At 27.8% G+C, this 18,435-nt stretch carries 18 protein-coding genes; 16 read left to right on the top strand and 2 right to left on the bottom strand.

Annotated elements, in window-relative coordinates:
• Positions 1-100 precede the first annotated feature (100 nt).
• From rph to clpX, 5 genes are all read left to right on the top strand, one after another.
• Positions 101-1,450, top strand: a complete 1,350-nt coding sequence (gene rph / locus JJC02_16270; protein UDN54405.1) for a ribonuclease PH — start codon at positions 101-103, stop codon at positions 1,448-1,450.
• On the top strand, positions 1,450-1,920 hold the full coding sequence (locus JJC02_16265) for a metallophosphoesterase (protein ID UDN54404.1): 471 nt from the start codon (positions 1,450-1,452) through the stop codon (positions 1,918-1,920). The genes rph and JJC02_16265 overlap by 1 nt, the downstream gene beginning before the upstream one ends.
• Before the next feature lie 193 nt (positions 1,921-2,113).
• Entirely contained in the window at positions 2,114-3,400 is a 1,287-nt protein-coding gene (locus JJC02_16260) for a trigger factor (GenBank protein UDN54403.1), read from the top strand.
• Positions 3,401-3,549: 149 nt separating this feature from the next.
• On the top strand, positions 3,550-4,134 hold the full coding sequence (gene clpP, locus JJC02_16255) for an ATP-dependent Clp endopeptidase proteolytic subunit ClpP (protein ID UDN54402.1): 585 nt from the start codon (positions 3,550-3,552) through the stop codon (positions 4,132-4,134).
• 18 nt (positions 4,135-4,152) lie between these two features.
• Positions 4,153-5,403 (top strand): ATP-dependent Clp protease ATP-binding subunit ClpX, encoded by a 1,251-nt coding sequence (clpX, locus tag JJC02_16250; GenBank protein ID UDN54401.1) that lies wholly within the window; start codon positions 4,153-4,155, stop codon positions 5,401-5,403.
• A 71-nt stretch (positions 5,404-5,474) separates the two neighbouring features.
• Here clpX and JJC02_16245 read toward each other — a convergent pair whose 3' ends face one another.
• Positions 5,475-6,002, bottom strand: a complete 528-nt coding sequence (locus tag JJC02_16245; GenBank protein UDN54400.1) for a chromate transporter — start codon at positions 6,000-6,002, stop codon at positions 5,475-5,477.
• A complete protein-coding gene (locus tag JJC02_16240; GenBank protein UDN54399.1) occupies positions 5,990-6,502 on the bottom strand; it encodes a chromate transporter in 513 nt (170 codons plus the stop codon). The genes JJC02_16245 and JJC02_16240 overlap by 13 nt, the downstream gene beginning before the upstream one ends.
• A gap of 171 nt (positions 6,503-6,673) precedes the next feature.
• Here JJC02_16240 and lon point away from each other — a divergent pair, with 171 nt between their 5' ends.
• The 11 genes from lon to JJC02_16185 all read left to right on the top strand — a co-directional run bounded on the left by lon (position 6,674) and on the right by JJC02_16185 (position 18,427).
• Positions 6,674-9,037 carry an endopeptidase La gene (lon, locus tag JJC02_16235; protein UDN54398.1) on the top strand — a complete coding sequence of 788 codons (2,364 nt, stop codon included), beginning with the start codon at positions 6,674-6,676 and terminating at the stop codon, positions 9,035-9,037.
• Positions 9,027-9,638 (top strand): YihA family ribosome biogenesis GTP-binding protein, encoded by a 612-nt coding sequence (locus tag JJC02_16230; GenBank protein ID UDN54397.1) that lies wholly within the window; start codon positions 9,027-9,029, stop codon positions 9,636-9,638. Before lon ends, JJC02_16230 begins: the two co-directional genes overlap by 11 nt.
• 425 nt (positions 9,639-10,063) lie before the next feature.
• Positions 10,064-11,143, top strand: coding sequence for an ATP-binding protein (locus tag JJC02_16225; protein ID UDN54396.1), 1,080 nt, complete (start codon positions 10,064-10,066; stop codon positions 11,141-11,143).
• Positions 11,144-11,454: 311 nt separating this feature from the next.
• Positions 11,455-12,135 (top strand): DUF881 domain-containing protein, encoded by a 681-nt coding sequence (locus JJC02_16220; GenBank protein ID UDN54395.1) that lies wholly within the window; start codon positions 11,455-11,457, stop codon positions 12,133-12,135.
• Positions 12,128-13,507 carry a type II/IV secretion system protein gene (locus JJC02_16215; protein UDN54394.1) on the top strand — a complete coding sequence of 460 codons (1,380 nt, stop codon included), beginning with the start codon at positions 12,128-12,130 and terminating at the stop codon, positions 13,505-13,507. The genes JJC02_16220 and JJC02_16215 overlap by 8 nt, the downstream gene beginning before the upstream one ends.
• A 171-nt stretch (positions 13,508-13,678) precedes the next feature.
• Positions 13,679-14,764 carry a type II secretion system F family protein gene (locus JJC02_16210; GenBank protein ID UDN54393.1) on the top strand — a complete coding sequence of 362 codons (1,086 nt, stop codon included), beginning with the start codon at positions 13,679-13,681 and terminating at the stop codon, positions 14,762-14,764.
• Between the two features lie 53 nt (positions 14,765-14,817).
• Positions 14,818-15,168, top strand: coding sequence for a type II secretion system protein (locus JJC02_16205; GenBank protein UDN54392.1), 351 nt, complete (start codon positions 14,818-14,820; stop codon positions 15,166-15,168).
• Between the two features lie 53 nt (positions 15,169-15,221).
• Entirely contained in the window at positions 15,222-16,094 is an 873-nt protein-coding gene (locus JJC02_16200) for a pilus assembly protein PilM (GenBank protein UDN54391.1), read from the top strand.
• Positions 16,095-16,538, top strand: coding sequence for a hypothetical protein (locus JJC02_16195; protein ID UDN54390.1), 444 nt, complete (start codon positions 16,095-16,097; stop codon positions 16,536-16,538).
• 14 nt (positions 16,539-16,552) lie between these two features.
• Entirely contained in the window at positions 16,553-17,137 is a 585-nt protein-coding gene (locus JJC02_16190) for a hypothetical protein (GenBank protein UDN54389.1), read from the top strand.
• 252 nt (positions 17,138-17,389) lie between these two features.
• On the top strand, positions 17,390-18,427 hold the full coding sequence (locus tag JJC02_16185) for an SEC-C domain-containing protein (GenBank protein ID UDN56444.1): 1,038 nt from the start codon (positions 17,390-17,392) through the stop codon (positions 18,425-18,427).
• The last annotated feature ends 8 nt before the right edge of the window (positions 18,428-18,435 follow it).

Below are 18,435 nucleotides of genomic sequence, written 5' to 3'. Positions count from 1 at the left end.
GATAAGATTATGAAAAATGACAATACTTAATATTTGACAAAATTAAAAATTATAAAAATGACTTTATAAAATATAAAAAATATAAGAAAGGATATGAAAAATGACCAGAAGTTATGATAGAAGTAACGAACAGATAAGACCTGTAAAGATAACTAGAGATTACACAAAGTACGCAGAAGGTTCTGTTCTTATAGAAATGGGAGAGACAAAGGTTATATGTACTGCCTCAGTAGAAGATAAAGTTCCTCCTTTTTTAAGAAATAGTGGTACTGGATGGATAAATGCTGAATATTCTATGCTGCCAAGAGCAACACAACAAAGAAAGATAAGAGATGCATCTAGGGGAAAAATTGACGGAAGAACACAAGAAATACAAAGATTAATAGGAAGAGCGATAAGGTCTGTTGTAGACTTAAATAAGTTAGGAGAAAGAACTATTTGGGTAGATTGTGATGTGATTCAAGCAGATGGTGGAACTAGAACTGCATCTATAACAGGGGCGTTTGTAGCAGTTGCAGAAGCAATATATAAATTATATAAAGCAAAGACAATAAAAGAAATGCCAATAACAAATTTTGTATCTGCAATTAGTGTTGGTATAGTAAATGAAATACACATGCTAGATTTATGTTATGAAGAAGATTCTAAAGCACAAGTAGATATGAATATAATAATGACTGATAAGTGTGAGTTTGTAGAAGTACAGGGGACTGGAGAAGAGAAACCTTTTTCGAGAAAAGATTTAAATTTATTGTTAGAGTTAGGAGAAAAAGGGAATAAAGAATTAATAAGGCTTCAAAGAGAAGTTTTAGGTGAAATAGCAGATGAGATATTAGGTATGGATTATGGCAATGAAGTAGTGATTGCTACTAATAATGCTCATAAACTAGAAGAAATAGGCGAAATTTTAAAAGACTTTGAATATAAAGTATATTCTTTAAAAGATGTTGACTTAGCAGGGATAGAAATAGTAGAGGATGGAAAAACATTTGAACATAATGCATTGATAAAAGCTAGAACAATAGCCAAAAAGACTAAACTTATAGCTATATCAGATGATTCTGGATTAGAAGTAGATGCTTTAGGCAAAAAACCTGGTGTTTATTCAGCTAGATATGCAGGAGAACATGCAACAGATGAAGAAAATAGAAAAAAGCTATTAAAAGCTATGCAAAATATACCAATGAGTAAAAGAAATGCAAGATTTGTCTCTGCAATAGCAGTGGTTTTTCCAGATGGAAAAGAATTTGTAGTAAGAGGAATCTGTGAAGGAAAGATAGGCTTTGAAGAAAAGGGTAAAAATGGCTTTGGATATGATAGTTTATTTATAGTAAAAGGATATGATAAGACTTTTGGAGAAATACCTAGTGTTATAAAAAATTCAATCAGTCATAGAGCAAATGCACTAAAACTTATGAAACAAGAGTTTATAAAAAGGGTAGTGAAGTAATGAAAATAGGCATAGTGAGTGATACACATATGATGACTAAAAATATGGAAAAAACAATACCATATTTGAAAGAATGTGACCTAATAATTCATGCGGGTGACAACTTTACAGACTCAAGATATATTCATAGTATGACTAATGTAGGAATTATTGCAGTTAAAGGTAATTGCGATTTTGATGCTGTTGAGGAAGAAGTTATCTTTGAAGTAGCAAATAAAACTATATTTTTATGCCATGGAGATAAGTATGGTGTAAAATATGGTACACATATGTTAGAAAAGAAGGCAACTGAAGTTGGAGCTGATATAGTTATATTTGGTCATACCCATACTCCGTTTAGAGAAATTAAAGATAGTGTACTTTACATAAATCCTGGAAGTATTTCACTTCCAAGAGGAGTATCGTATAAAAGTTTTGTCATTATGGATATAGAAGAAGATGAGATAAATATTGAAGAAATACGCATATAAAGGTGTATTTATCCAAAAAAATGGCAAAAAACGCTCAAAAAATTAAATTTTATCAAATAAGTACAACGATATTAATGGAACACTTGTAAATAAAAAAACTTATGTGATATAATTAAGTGGTTGAATTATAAATAGAATGAATTATGATACCATTATCGGGTATTACATAAATATCACTAGGAGGATTAGAAGGATGAAAGCAGAACTAATTAAAAAAGAGGGTAATAAAGTTACTTTAAAAATAACAGTAGATAACAATAAATTTGAAGCAGCAGTAAATAAGGCTTATAATAAAAGCAGAAATAAATACAATATACCTGGATTTAGAAAAGGTAAAGCTCCAAGAATTGTTATAGAGACTCAATACGGAAAAGGCATATTCTATAATGATGCTATAGAAATATTATTCCCAGAAGTTTATCCAGAAGCTATCAAGGAATTAGATATAGACCCAATAGACAATCCAGATTTAGATATAGAAGAAATAAGCAAAGATAATGGATTAGTTATGGTTCTTAATGTAGAAGTTAAGCCAGAGTTTGAATTAGGAAACTACAAGGGTATAGAAATAGCTAAGGTGGAGAATACTGTAAGTGACGAAGATGTTGAAGCTAAACTACAAGAAATGGTTGAAAAAAATGCTAGATTAGTAAGTGTAGAAGATAAAGCTTTAGAAGATGGAGACACAGCTATAATAGACTTTGAAGGATTTGAGAATGGTGTAGCTTTTGAAGGTGGTAAAGGTGAAAATTATAACTTAGTTATAGGTTCAAACACATTTATACCAGGATTTGAAGAACAATTAGTAGGTAAAAAAGCTGGTGAAGAAGTAGAAGTTAATGTTACTTTCCCAGAAGAGTATCACTCACAAGATTTAGCTGGAAAACCAGTTGTATTTAATGTGAAAATAAACGATGTAAAAGTAAAAGAATTATCTACATTAGATGATGAATTTGCTAAAGATACTAGCGAATTTGATACTTTAGATGAATTAAGAGCAGATGTAAGAGCTAAGTTAGAAGAAGAAGCTAAAAATAAAGCAGATGCAGAGACTAGAAATTCAGTAGTAGAAAAAGTTGCTGAAAATACAGAAATAGAAATACCAGAAGTTATGGTTCAACATCAAATAGATAATATGTTAAACGAACTTAACTATCAATTACAATATCAAGGATTTGGATTACAACAATTATTGGAGATGACTGGTAGAACTATGGAAGAATTAAGAGAAGAGAGAAAAGAAGATGCTAAAAAATTAGTTAAATCTTCTCTAGTATTGGAAGCAATAACTAAAGCTGAAGGAATTGAAGCAACAGAAGAAGAATTTAAATCTGAGTTAGAGAAAATGGCTTCTGCTTACAATATGGAAATAGAAAAAATAGAAGCTTCTTTAAGAGATGCTGATAAGGAAGACATAAAAGGACAAATAAAGATAAGAAAAACAATAGATTTATTAGTTGAGAATGCAACAATAGCTTAATAAAAGAAACGCTAACTAACATAGTTGACGTTATGAAATGTTTAGTATATAATGATGTGCAAATATAATTTAGTTAAATGCGTATAATAATTTACAGTAGCTTAGAAAAAGCTACTGTAAATTATATAGAATGAAGGGGGTATAAAACCATGGCATTAGTACCTGTAGTTGTTGAACAAACAGGAAGAGGAGAAAGATCTTATGATATTTTTTCTAGACTATTAAAAGACAGAATAATCTTCTTAGGAGATCAAGTTAACGATGCCACAGCAGGGCTTATAGTAGCACAGCTATTATTTTTAGAAGCTGAAGACCCAGACAAAGATATACATTTATATATAAATTCTCCAGGAGGAAGTATAACTTCTGGAATGGCTATATATGATACTATGCAATACATCAAACCAGATGTAAGTACTATATGTATAGGTATGGCTGCTTCTATGGGAGCGTTTTTGTTGGCAGCAGGAGCAAAAGGGAAAAGACTAGCGCTACCAAATAGTGAAATAATGATACATCAACCATTAGGTGGAGCTCAAGGTCAAGCAACAGATATAGAAATTCATGCAAAGAGAATTTTAAAAACAAAAGAAACTCTAAATGAGATATTATCTGAAAGAACTGGTCAGCCATTAGAGAAAATTAAAATGGATACTGAACGTGATAACTTCATGAGTGCATTAGAAGCCAAAGAATATGGTTTAATAGATGAAGTATTTACAAAGAGACCGTAGATAGAGAGAGGTGTTAATATGTCTAAATATGAAGAAAAACGACAATTAAAGTGTTCATTCTGCGGTAAAAATCAAGATCAAGTAAGAAGATTAATTGCAGGTCCAAATGTATACATTTGCGACGAGTGTGTTGAACTTTGTGACGAAATTATTCAAGAAGAAATAGAAGATACTATAGATGAAGATACTACATCTTTACCAAAACCAAAGGAAATGATGGAGATTCTAAATGATTATGTAATAGGTCAAGAAAAAGCTAAAAAAGCTTTATCAGTTGCAGTTTATAATCATTACAAGAGAATATACAGTAAAAAATCTAGTAGTAAGGATATAGAAATTCAAAAGAGCAATATACTTTTATTAGGGCCTACAGGTTCTGGAAAGACATTACTTGCTCAAACTCTAGCAAGAACTCTAAATGTACCTTTTGCAATGGCAGATGCTACATCATTAACTGAAGCTGGATATGTTGGAGAAGACGTTGAAAATATACTTTTAAAACTTATTCAAGCTGCTGATTTTGATATAGAAAAAGCTGAAAGAGGTATAATATATATAGATGAGATAGATAAAATTGCAAGAAAATCTGAAAACCCATCTATAACTAGAGATGTTAGTGGTGAAGGTGTTCAACAAGCTCTTCTAAAAATATTAGAAGGTACTGTTGCAAATGTTCCACCACAAGGAGGAAGAAAACATCCTCATCAAGAATTCTTGAAGATAGACACTACTAATGTATTGTTTATATTAGGTGGAGCTTTTGATGGATTAGAGAAGATAATTCAAAAACGTGGTGGAGATAAAACACTAGGTTTTGGAGCTAAAATAGAAAGTAAAAAAGAATTAGATTTAGGAAAATTATATGAAAAAGTACTTCCAGAGGATTTATTAAAGTATGGTATAATACCTGAATTTATAGGAAGAATACCAGTTTTAGCTACTTTAGAACTACTGGATGAAGATGCATTAATGCAGATATTACAGGAACCTAAAAATGCTCTAGTAAAACAATATAAAAAATTATTAGAGTTAGATGATGTTGAGCTAGAATTTGAAGAAGATGCTCTTCGTGCAATAGCTAAAAAGGCTATAGAAAGAAATACAGGAGCTAGAGGGCTTAGAAGCATAGTTGAAAGTGTAATGATGGAAACTATGTTTGAGGTACCATCTAGAGATAATATAAAGAAGGTTATAGTAACAGAGAAATCTGTGAACGAAGACTCAGTAAATCCTATCATAGTACTTAAGGATCAAGAGGAAAGTGCATAAGATGATGAAAAGGAGCTTTAAAAGCTCCTTTTTTTATTTTAATATACTAAATATAAAACTAAATCTCGGCATTATAAAAATGTGAGTAATATACCTAGAACACCAAAGACGAATACAATTGCAATAGAGCCAATTTTTCCTTTATATAAAAGATAAAATGACGCTATAAATGCAATTATTCCATATAAATCCCAATTAACTTCTTTAGCAGATGAAAAAGCTGCTGATAGTATGAATCCTAAAGTAATTGGTCTAAGAACTATCAATAAGTTTTCTACTTTTTTATTGTTTTTAAATTTAGAAAATAACTTTGATATAATAGTTAGACCTATTAACGCAAAAATCGTGACACCAATAGTTGCAGCCAGAGAACCAAAGAAACCTGCAGTCTTAAATCCTACGAATGTAGCACTATTTATTGCTACAGGACCAGGTGTAGATTGTGATATAGCAAGTAAATCCAAAAACTCTTGATTAGTTATAAGGTGGTGTTTAGATATAAACTCTTGTTGAATAAATGGCAGCATAGCATATCCACCACCAAAACTAAATGCTCCTATTTTAAGAAATATTAAGAAGAGTAGTGTTATTTCTGACATAGACTGTATACACCTCCTCCAATTATTAAATAAATAGGGCTTATATTGAATACACCAACAGATAAAACTGCTATAATTAATAGTAGTATGTTAGTTTTGGACTTTGGCAGTTTCTTAAACATGCTCGTAAAAGAATACAATATAAGAGCTATTACAACAGGTGCAACTCCTTTAAAAAATCCATCTAAAATTTTAGACGAGGAATTTTTAAAATACAAATATGACAGTACTAAGACTATACAAAATGATGGTAAAGCAGAGCCTAAGGTACATATAAGAACGCCTGGTATACCATAAAGTTTATATCCTAATAATACAGAGATATTAACTGCCAGTACTCCAGGATAACTTTGAGCTATGGATAAATAATCAATAAATTCTTCTTGCTCTAAAAGTTTTTGTTTGTTTACAAGTTCATCTTGTATAAGGGGAACCATAGCGTATCCACCACCAAATGTAAATGCACCAATTTTTAAAAAGGTTAAAAATAATTTCAACATAATAGAAACCTCCAAAAGATAAATAACATCTAAGTATACTAACATTAATATTATATCATAATAAAATAATAATATAATATTCTAAGAATTTATCATTAATGTTGAAAATTAACTGTTTCGAATATATAATATTAAAAGCAAAATAATTACACTAGAAAAGGAGTAATGTTGATGGAACAAAATTATACTAAAATAGATCATGAATTACCATTAATTCCTCTAAGAGGATTAGCTATATTTCCATATATGATATTAAATTTTGATATAGGAAGAGAGATATCTCTTAAGGCTTTAGACCAAGCTATGATGGATGAAGAGCTTATATTTTTAACATCTCAAAAAGAAGCAGAAGTTGACGAGCCAGGGGAAGAAGATTTTTATCATGTGGGAACAATCTGTAAAGTTAAACAAATGATAAAATTACCAGGAGATACAGTTCGTGTTTTAGTTGAAGGGGTATCAAGAGGTAGAGTAAAAAAAATAGAACAAGAAGAAGGGTATTTTAGAGCAGTAATAGAAGAAATAGTTTTTGATAGTGATAATCTAAATAGTGAGACAGAAATTGAAATTGAAGCATTTGTAAGAAATGTATTTGATGCCTTTGAAGAATATATAAATATTGGAAACAGGGTGTCACCAGAAATATTAATATCTTTGGCTGATATAGAGGATGTAGATAGATTTATAGATACAATAGCTGCAAACATATACCTAAAATCAAGCCAAAAGCAAGAAATATTAGAAGAGTTTGATATTAAGAAAAGACTTGAACTTATCTATTCTATATTATTAGAGGAAATAGATATATTAAAAATAGAGAAAAAAATAACTTTAAGAGTAAAAAAACAAATGAATAAAGTTCAAAAAGAATATTATCTAAGAGAACAATTAAAAGCTATACAGAAAGAATTAGGTGAAGAAGAAGATATAAATTCTGAAGCAGATGAATATAGAGAAAAGCTTAAAAAAATAAAAGCACCTAAGACAACTAAGGAAAAAATAGAAAAAGAAATAGATAAATTTTCAAAAATATCTTCAATGTCTCCAGATGTATCTGTAAGTAGAAACTACTTGGATACTATATTTTCATTGCCATGGAGCAAAGAAACAAAAGATAAATTAGATATAACTAAGGCAAAGGCTATATTAGATGAAGACCATTATGGATTAGAGAAAGTAAAAGAAAGAATATTAGAATACCTAGCCATAAGAACCCTTGCTAAGTCGCTTAAAGGTCCTATAATATGTCTAGTTGGACCTCCAGGAACAGGAAAGACATCTATAGTAAAATCAATAGCTAGAGCATTAAATAGAAAATTTGTAAGAATATCTTTAGGTGGAGTTAGAGATGAAGCGGAAATAAGAGGTCATAGAAGAACTTATGTAGGCTCAATTCCAGGAAGAATAATTAATGGAGTAAAAGAAGCACAAACAAAGAATCCTGTATTCTTATTTGATGAGATAGATAAGATGGCAGCGGATTATAAAGGTGACCCAGCTTCAGCTATGTTAGAAGTATTAGACCCAGAGCAAAACAAGGATTTTGTAGACCATTACTTAGAAATACCTTTTGATTTATCAAAAATACTATTCGTTACAACAGCAAATAGTCTAGGTAATATACCAAGACCGTTATTAGATAGAATGGAAGTAATAGAAGTATCTGGATATATAGAAGAAGAAAAACTAAATATAGCAAAAAAATACTTACTTCCAAAACAAATTAAAGAACACGCTTTAAAAGAAAACTTTATAAAAATAGATGATGAAACTTTAAGAAGTATAATAAACCATTATACAAGAGAAGCTGGTGTAAGAACCTTAGAGAGAACTATTGGTAAGATTTGTAGAAAAGTTGCTAAAAAATACGTTGAAGACCCAACTCTTGAAGAAGTTGTTGTAAATAAATCTGACCTAGAGACATATCTTGGAAAAGACATGTTTAAGTATCAACTTGCAGAAGTTAATCCTCAAATAGGATTAGTAAATGGTCTTGCATGGACAGCAGTTGGTGGAGTTACACTTGAAGTGGAAGTAAATGTGCTTAAAGGTAAAGGTGAAATTGTATTAACTGGAAAGCTAGGAGATGTTATGAAGGAATCTGCTAAGACAGGTATCTCTTATATAAGGTCAATAGTGGACAAGTTTGACATAGACCCTGACTTTTATAAGACTAATGATATTCATATACACATTCCAGAAGGTGCTGTTCCAAAAGATGGACCATCAGCTGGTATAACTATGGCCCTTGCAGTAATTTCAGCACTTACTAAAAGACCTGTACCTGGAAATATAGCCATGACAGGAGAGGTAACTTTAAGAGGTAGAGTGTTAGCAGTAGGAGGGGTTAAAGAAAAATTATTAGCAGCTCATAGAGCTGGTATAACAAAAGTATTAATTCCTAAAGAATGTGAAGCTGACTTAGATGAAATACCAGAAAATGTAAAAGAAAAAATGGAGTTTGTTCTTGTAGAACATATGGATGAAGTATTAGAACAAGCTTTATTAAAGAGTGGTGAAAAGAATGAAAATTAGAAGTTCAGAGATAACTATGAGTGCTGTGAATAAATCACAGTATCCAGCAGAAGGAATTCCAGAGATAGCACTAGCTGGTAGGTCAAATGTTGGAAAATCATCAATAATAAACACATTGCTTAACAGAAGAAACTTTGCTAGGACTAGTCAAACACCAGGAAAAACTAGAACTATAAATTTTTATTTAATAAATAATGAATTTTATTTTGTAGACCTTCCAGGCTATGGATATGCAAAGATAGCTAAGTCTGAAAAAGAAAAGTGGGGAGGTATAATGGAAAGATATCTAGAAAGTAGACAAGAATTATGTTCTATATTCCTACTTGTAGATATTAGACATGAACCTACAGCAGATGATAAGCTTATGTATGAATGGATAAAGCATTTTGGATATAACTGTGTAGTTATTGCAACTAAGGCAGATAAAATATCTAGAGGACAATATCAAAAACACATAAGTATAATAAGAAAAAAATTACAAATGGAAAGTAGCGAAAAAGTAATTCCTGTTTCTTCGCTAAAGAAGACTGGTGTTGAAGAATTGTGGGAAGAAATTGTAAATCAATACAATCAACATGGATATGAGATAACAGTAGATTAAATTTAAAATATTAAATGTTGCCATAATACTTGTTTAGATAATCTATGTAAAATAACATTAGATTAGTTTTAATTGTATTAATATCAAAATAAAATATAGGATGCCTAAAAATGGTTTTAATGGTCATTTTTTGGCATCCTTTTAGTTTTTAATACTAAATTAATGCTACAATACGTTTTTATGAAAATAAAGTAAAAAAAGAACTTATCAGTTAGGAAAAGGAATTTCACCTTTATAGTTAAATTTATATTTATCGATAAAAGCTAAGATATAGTATAAAAACCTATAATAATTAGATAAGATTAACATGTTATTAGTATTAGATGGTAAGTTTTAAATTTATCAAAAGTATAAAGCTGTAATAAAACTCTTATAATATGAATATCTTAATTAAGAGATATTGTAAATTATGAGGAGGCGCTAATATGGAAGGAAAGGTAAAGAAGGCATTTCCGGGTGGAAACACATCACAGGGCTCATATTCTTTTTTTGACTATATAATTCCTGAAAATGTAAAAAGAGTTTTTTGTTTAAAGGGTGGACCTGGAGTAGGAAAATCCTCGCTTATGAAAAAAATTTATAAAGAGTTTTTGCATAGAGGATATGATATTGATTTATATTACTGCCCTTCTGACCCAAGTTCATTGGATGGTTTAGTTATAAAGAAATTAGGCGTGGTACTTATGGATGCAACTGCTCCACATACTAGGGACCCAAAGCTACCTGGAGCTTTGGACGAGATAATTAATTTAGGTGATTACTGGAATACAGAAGAGTTAGAAAAGAATAGACAGGAAATATTAGTCTACGATAAAGATATTAGTAATGCATTTAAAAGAGCATTTAAGTTTTTAAAATCAGCAGAACCAATCTTTAGAGATATAGAAGAAAAATATTCTGATTGTATGGACTATGGTAAAGTGAATCTAATCACAGAAGAATTTATAAAAAGTTTGTTTGATGGAGTTGAAAGCACAGGAAATTTAAAAAGAGAAAAGCATTTATTTGGTTCAGCTATAACTCCTGTAGGGTGTTTGGATTATACAGAAAATATTTTAAAAGATGTAAAGAAAGTTTATTGTTTAGCTGGAGAAATAGGAACTGGGAAAACTACACTATTAAACAAAGTATATAAGAAAGCAATTGAAAAAGGTTTAAATGTAGAAGTTTATCATTATCCACTTATTCCAGAGAAAATTGAGACTGTAGTATTAACTGACTTAGATATAGGTATAACAATAAGCACGATTTTTAAAGAAGAAGATACAATTGATTTAAATCAATTTTTGAATAGAGAAAAACTACTTAAGTATGAAGAGGATATTAAGTTTGATGAAAAAGTCTTAGATGATTTAATTTGTTGGGCTGTGTTAAATCTTAAGAGAGCCAAGTCCAAACATGATATTATAGAAAGTTACTATATCCCTAATATGAGATTTGATGAAGTAGGAAAATTAAGAGACAAACTAATTAAGAGAATTTTAAAATATGAGGAAAACATATAAACACATATGTTTAAAATGAATATCAATTATAATGTATAATTTTTAGTAAACTGGTGTAGCTTTGGAGCTATGCCATTTTACTGTTTTTGATACTATCTCTATATCTAAAGTAAGAGGATTTTTGGTGGCTCACTTATTTATACTTAAACAGTACAATATAGGTGGTAGATTAGCGATAGGATTTTAATGTATGATATTATATACTAAAGATGAATTTTAATATACAATTTTGATATAATAAGCGTATGTAAATGTTTAATATTTAATTAAAAATTATAACATAAAAATAAATTTGTAAGGAGCAATACAGTATGAAAAAACAATATGTGTTTATAATACTAGCAAGTACTATTTTAGGTATACTTGTTGGAACCATATTTAGAGATTATAGAAGTGAAGAAACAGTTTATACAAGTAAGGATAAGTCAATAAGAAAAGAAATAAAAATGACAAAAAAATCTATAAAAGAATTAAGCAAAGAGAAAGGTAAGTTAGATAAAGAGATTGATTCAATGAAAAAAAATCAAAAAAATTCTGAAGAAATATCAGAAATAGAAACTCTTAGAGATAGTCTATCATATTCAGATATAAAAGGTAGTGGAATAATATTAAGTATAGATGCAATAGATGAAAAAACAGGGAATATAGCTAATAGTATAGACTATAACAAGATTCTTGTAAAAGTTATAAATGAATTAAAAGTAAATGGAGGAGAATACATAGAAATAAATGGTCAAAGAATTAATCAATATTCGGAAGTCGTACTTGCAGGAAGCCATATAAATATAAATGGAGTTCCTGTAGCACAACCATATGAAATAAAATGCATTGGGGATAAAGGTAAACTATCTAATTATGTAGATAAAGGGAGTAAATATTTAGATAGCATACAAACAAATTATCCAATGAAAATAAGCATAAAAACTGAAGAAAATATCTCTATGAAAAAAATGAATATACCTAATAAATTAAAGTATATAAAGGGTGATTAAGATTATATTAGAGGAAAGCAGTTTATCAATGTTAATACCAGAAAAACTTGCAAAAAAATATAATGTATTTCCAGTTGAATTTCAAGATGATAATTTAGTTGTAGAAATAGAGGATGAAGATATATATGCTCTACAGGACTTGAGATTAGCTACAGGTAAAGAAATTATATTGAAGAAAGAGAAAAAAGAACTTATAAGTGAAAAGATTGAAAAATATTACAATAGTTCTGAACTTGATGAGGATTATGCAAAAAAATTATTTGAAAATCTTTTAGAAAAAGCTATAAAAGAAAACGCGAGTGATATACATATAGAACCATTTAAAGAACATTTAATAGTGAGAATGAGGGTAGATGGAGAACTAAAGGAAGTATCAAAGTTTTTGGTTGATGTCTATCCATCGTTATCTACAGTTGTAAAATTAAAGGCATCAATGGATATAACAGAAAAAAGGCTTCCTCAAGATGGTAGAGTAGATATAAAGTTAAGTGGTAATTTAATTGACATTAGAGTTTCATCAATACCAACTGTCTATGGTGAAAAAATCGTTTTGAGGATACTTAATAGAGATACTTTCTTAAAAGATAAACTAGAACTTGGTTTTTCAGAAGAAGCTATAAAATCTATAAATCATATAATAAACAAAAGAGCAGGAATATTATTAGTCACAGGTCCTACAGGTAGCGGAAAAACTACAACAGTATATTCCTTATTGAATGATTTAAAAGGTATAAATAAAAATATAATGACTATAGAAAATCCCGTAGAGTATAAGATGGATGGTATAAGTCAGATTCAAGTAAATTCAAAAGTAGGATTGAGTTTTGAGGTTGGTCTTAGAGCGATATTAAGACAAGACCCAGATATAATAATGGTCGGAGAAATAAGAGATGCAGAAACAGCTAAGATAGCAGTAAGAGCAGCTATAACAGGTCATTTAGTTATAAGCACTTTACACACTAATGATGCAGTATCTTCTATAGCTAGATTACTGGAAATGCAAATACCACCATATCTTTTAAATGCCTCTCTTATAGGTGTTATATCTCAAAAGTTGGTTAGAAAAGTTTGTAATCATTGTAGTCATGAGATTATGATAAAAGATAATTTTAGTGGAGACGTAAATACTACAGTAGCTGTAGGTTGTGAAAGATGTAATGATAAAGGATATTTTAGAAGAACAGCAATTTATGAAATCTTAGAAATCAATGATGATATAAAGACATGTATAAGAAATATGGAGGATTCTAGTACTGTTAAAGAAGTAGCACAAAACAATGGAATGATAACATTTGAAGATAGTTGTAAAAGACTAATAAATGAAAAAATAACGACGTTAGAAGAATGTTTAGTAGTAAATGAAATGATTTAACTGAATTGTATAGTTAAACTTCTTTTAGACAGTTGGACTTCATTTAATTTATTTTAATTAAAGTGTTTGAGTATAAATTATATTCAAGTAAAATAAAATTAAATGCATTAAATTAGAAAGTATTAAATTTATTTAATTGTAATTAATATAAGTTGGAAGGTATTATAGTACATGAGATTATCTAAAAGTATATTTTATAATTTAGAAAAGTTTTATTTAGTATTAAATAGAATTAGTGATAAAGAAATTAGAATAATTTGCAAAGAGATAGGCATACTATTGGAATCAGGATGTGAAATTACAAAGATATTTGAAATCATTGAGAGTCAGTCCAATAAAAAAGTAAAAAATTTGCTCAATATAGTATCAAATCATATTCAAAAAGGTAACTCAATAGCAGAATCATTTCAAATAACAGGTACATTTTCTAAATTCTTTATAAGCATGATAAAAGCAGGAGAAGCTAGTGGAAACTTAGATGTAATAATGAGCGATTTGTCTAACTATTATGATAAAGAATACAAATTAAAAACGAAAATAATAACTATCTCAATCTATCCAATAATACTTATAGTATTATCTATCTTATCAATGCTATTTATATTTATATTTGTAATACCTAATTTTAAGGTGGTTTTTACCAGTAATGGAATTGAACCACCTTTAATAACTAAAGTTTTAATGGGAATATCTACAATAGTTACAAATAATTTAGGTTATCTGATATTTTGTCTTATATTGTTTTCAATAGGAAGCATTTATTTCTTTGTAACAAATGATAATATAAAAAAATTGATTAATTTGTTAAAGTTCAAAATGCCATTTGTAAAAAGAATTAATCAATTAGTAGCTACAACAAGATTTTCAAGAGCATTGTCTATTTTGATTAGTAGTGGAATACAAATTGTGGAAGCTATAGACATGTCAGCTAGTGTTATAGACAATGAATTTATTTACGAAAGGTTAAAGATTTCTAATAACTATATAAAAAAAGGCAATAGCATAGGTAAATCCTTGAATCTAGCGAATATTTTTCCTAAATTATTTATTTCAATGGCAAATACAGGAGAAGAAAGCGGTAAACTAGATAAAAGTCTAGATGTAATAAATAAATTTTATGAAAATGAATTAAATAGCAAAATAGAGCAAATAATGAAATTTATAGAACCTATGTTAATTATCTTTATGGGATTAATTATTGGAACTTTTATTTTGGCAATGGTTATTCCTATGTTCGATGCAATTACTAGTTTTTAGGGAGAAAAATAAATTTTATTAGATAAAACTTTTGAAAAGGAGAGAATATTTAATTGATAAATAAAAAACGAAGAGGATTTACACTTGTTGAAATGATTGTAGTGGTAACTATTTTAGGAGTTATATCTAGTATAGCATTAGTTAAATACAGTAAGGTTCAAGAAAGTGCTAAGTTAAATGCAGACTATACAAATGCCGCTAATATAGTAACAGCAGCTAGTATGGCAATTAATGATGATGAAAAGATAGCAGAATCACTAAGTGTAGAGTCATTAAAGGAAAAGGGATACTTAAATACTGTTCCAGTTCCTCAGAGTACATCAGGTAAATTTGAACTTGTTATAAGTGATAACGGAACGGATATAAGTGTAAATATAAATTCTAAACAATTTTATCCAAAATAGTATTTTATATAGATTGTTATAAATTTTAAAATTTGTTTTTATTTAAGAAGGAGATGGCTATAATTAAAAAATTTTTAAATTTAGAGATAAATGATGATTATATAAGGCTTATATTTTTAAGAAAAAATCATAAAAAAGTTTTTATAGATAAATCAATTATAAAAGAGATTAATTTTAATATAAAAAATGATAGTGATTCGGTTGAGAAGATTAAATACATAGAAGATGTAGTTAGATTTGTAAAAGAGGAGATAAGGAAATTAAAAATATCATATAAAACTTTATACTTTAACATTCAAATTCAAGATATAGTCATTAGAAATGTTGAAGTTCTAGATACTAAGAAAAAAAGAGATATATTAAGTATGATTGAATTTGAAATAACACAATATATCCCAATAAATATAAATAGCTATTCAATAAAATATAAAGTTATAAATTCTACCAATGATAAATTGAATATACAAGTAATTCTTTTTCCAAAGAGTATTATTCAATTAGTTGAAAGTATTTCAAAAAGTCTAAACATGAATCCAAAGGCTATAAATATAAATTTTGATATATTACAAAAGCTTATAAACTTAGATTTAATAGACAACTTTTCAGAAGAAGGAGTATTTATAGAATGTAAAAAAAATCAGTTCATTATAAATATAGCGAAAGATAAAAAAATAGAAGAAACATACTTGCTATCAAAGGAAATAAAATCATATGAGTCAGTAAAAAGGATATTAAGGAATTTTAAGTACATTTATTACTATGGTATAGAAGATTGTTTTATTGAAGAATACTTTAAATATACAGATAAGTCTATTGAAGTAAATCCATTAAGATTAAAAGATAAAGTAAAAGTAGAAAATAATTTTGATACAGGCTTAGAAGATAGTAGCATAAATTATATAAGTAGTATAGGAATGATTATTTAAATGAAAGTATATAAAACAATAAATTTTCTTAATGGATTCAAAAAAACTAAACCATGTAATAAAGTCTATAATGTAATAATAGTCTTAATTTTAACGTGTATTTTATTTAAATCGTTTATGTATGTGAAATCTATAAATGAACTTGAAGATTATATAAGTCAAAATAAGTTAGTGAATGAATCAAAACGCACTGTACCAACAACAGATAAAACTAGAGAGAAATTTTCTAAAATAAAAATTAATGAAATAAAAAAAATATATGAAATAGTTGGAATAAATAGTATTACTAGAATCTTAATAGATAAAAATAAGTTGGAGATGGAAGGTGTGTGTAATGATTTAGATGTTTTAGAGAATCTAAGGAAAATAAAGTATATAAAATATTATTACATAGATAGCATTGTAAGAGATGGAGAATATTACAGATTTAGAATAAAAAGTTAGATGGGTGGTTATTTTTGAGATTAAATAATAGAGAAAAAAATCTACTTAAAATATTGTTAATATTAGCTATTATGTTAGCAACTAATATAATAGTAAGTCCTTTGAGAGAAAATTTAACTAGTTTAGAGAATGAAAAGCAAAATATAATAAATAAAATAAATAGTCAAGATAATTATCAAATAAAGGATAATAAGCATAAAGATGATAAATATATAGAAAGTGTTGAATTAAATAAAAATGAAGAATTGAAAAATAATTTTAATAATTCATTTTTAGATAAAAAAACAAATAAAGATATAGTGTTATTAGTAGAAAATGGACTGAGAGATATTGTGAACATAGAATATATTAATCAAGAAAGTAGTTTAGATAATCATAATAAAAAACAAGTTAATTTAGAAATAAAAGTTAATGGAGAACTTGAAAATGTATTGAAACTTGAAGGTGTAATGAAGAAGTTAAAACTAAACAATAAACTTGAAAAGATAGAAATCAATAAATTAAAAACTAATAATTTTGATGCTCAAAATATTTCCAATGAATATAAACAAGAAAAAGATAATATTGTTGAATGTAAAATGACAGTTAGAGTCATATAACAAAAAAGAATAGATAAAGTAAAAAACTATTATCAATTAATAAAATTTTATAGAGGAATTAGTTTTACGATAATCCATTTCTATAAGAGGGATTGTTAGTGATTTTATCGAAATCCTAATTAAAGTTAATATATTGTACCAAAGTATAAGTGAATTTAAGAGAATATTTACTTATACTATAGATGGATTAATAAAAAAATGGTATAATAACAAATTGTACTTTAATTTAATAATAAGGGAGTGGAAGTCATATTGTTAGGGAGAAATGAGCTATGCCCTTGTGGAAGTGGCAAAAAATACAAGAAATGTTGTTTAAATAAAGATATTGTTTCAGAAAGAGCATGCAGAAAAACTGAACTTTCACAAAAACAATATACAGATTTATATTCAAAGTTATATGATTATTCAAGACAGGATAAGTTTAAAGACGAATGTAAAAAAGCTAAAGAAATGTTTTATATAATGCATAATGATAGTGTAAATGAAAAGTTTGAAAGATTTTTTAATACTTATTTAATACAAGACCACATAATGGAAAATAAAAAGGTTATGACAGTTGGTTTTCTTGAAGAAAATGGTGCAAACCTAAGTCAATCAGAAGTATCAATATTAAAAAGTCTATTTGAATCATATGTAAGTATTTATGAGGTAAAAGAAGTTTCTGTTGGAAGAGTAGTCTTAAAAGATTGTCTGAGTGGGAATGAACTTTATACAGAAGATGTAAAACTTTTAAGAAGTTTTAAAATCGGAAGTTGTATGATAGCTAGAATAGTTGATATTGAAGGAATTAACATATTGATAGATGTAACTATAAGTATATCAAATGAGGTTAAAGATATAATTTTAAAGGATATTATGAATTTATTCAATCAATATCAAGGTGTATACAAAGATATGAAGACGTTCTTAATTTATCATACACATATACTATACAAGTATATACAACAGCTTTTAGACCCAAGTATAGCTGAATACTTAAAGAGAGAAAGAGAAAAAAATGATATAAAAGTTAATTCAGAAAGTGGATTAGCTGAAGAAGAATGTAAGGTTTTAGATACTCTTAAAGAAAATGTAGAAAAAGAAAATATAGATGCATGTATAGAGTTTTGGAATGAATATAAGAAAAATCATGAAAATATAAAAGGAGCTGAAAATGGTTGGGCAGCTGCTGTTGAATATTATGTTAAGAAAGAAGCAGGACAACCTATAACTCAAGTGCAAATATCAAAAAAATACGATATAAGCTCTAGCACTCTAGGAAAAAGATACAAAGATTTAAAAATATCTTAATTAATTAT

The organism is Clostridioides sp. ES-S-0054-01, assembly GCA_021561035.1.
GTDB lineage: Bacteria > Bacillota > Clostridia > Peptostreptococcales > Peptostreptococcaceae > Clostridioides.
Note: the sequence above shows the minus strand (reverse complement) of the source record. Positions and strands in the feature narration are given on the sequence as shown.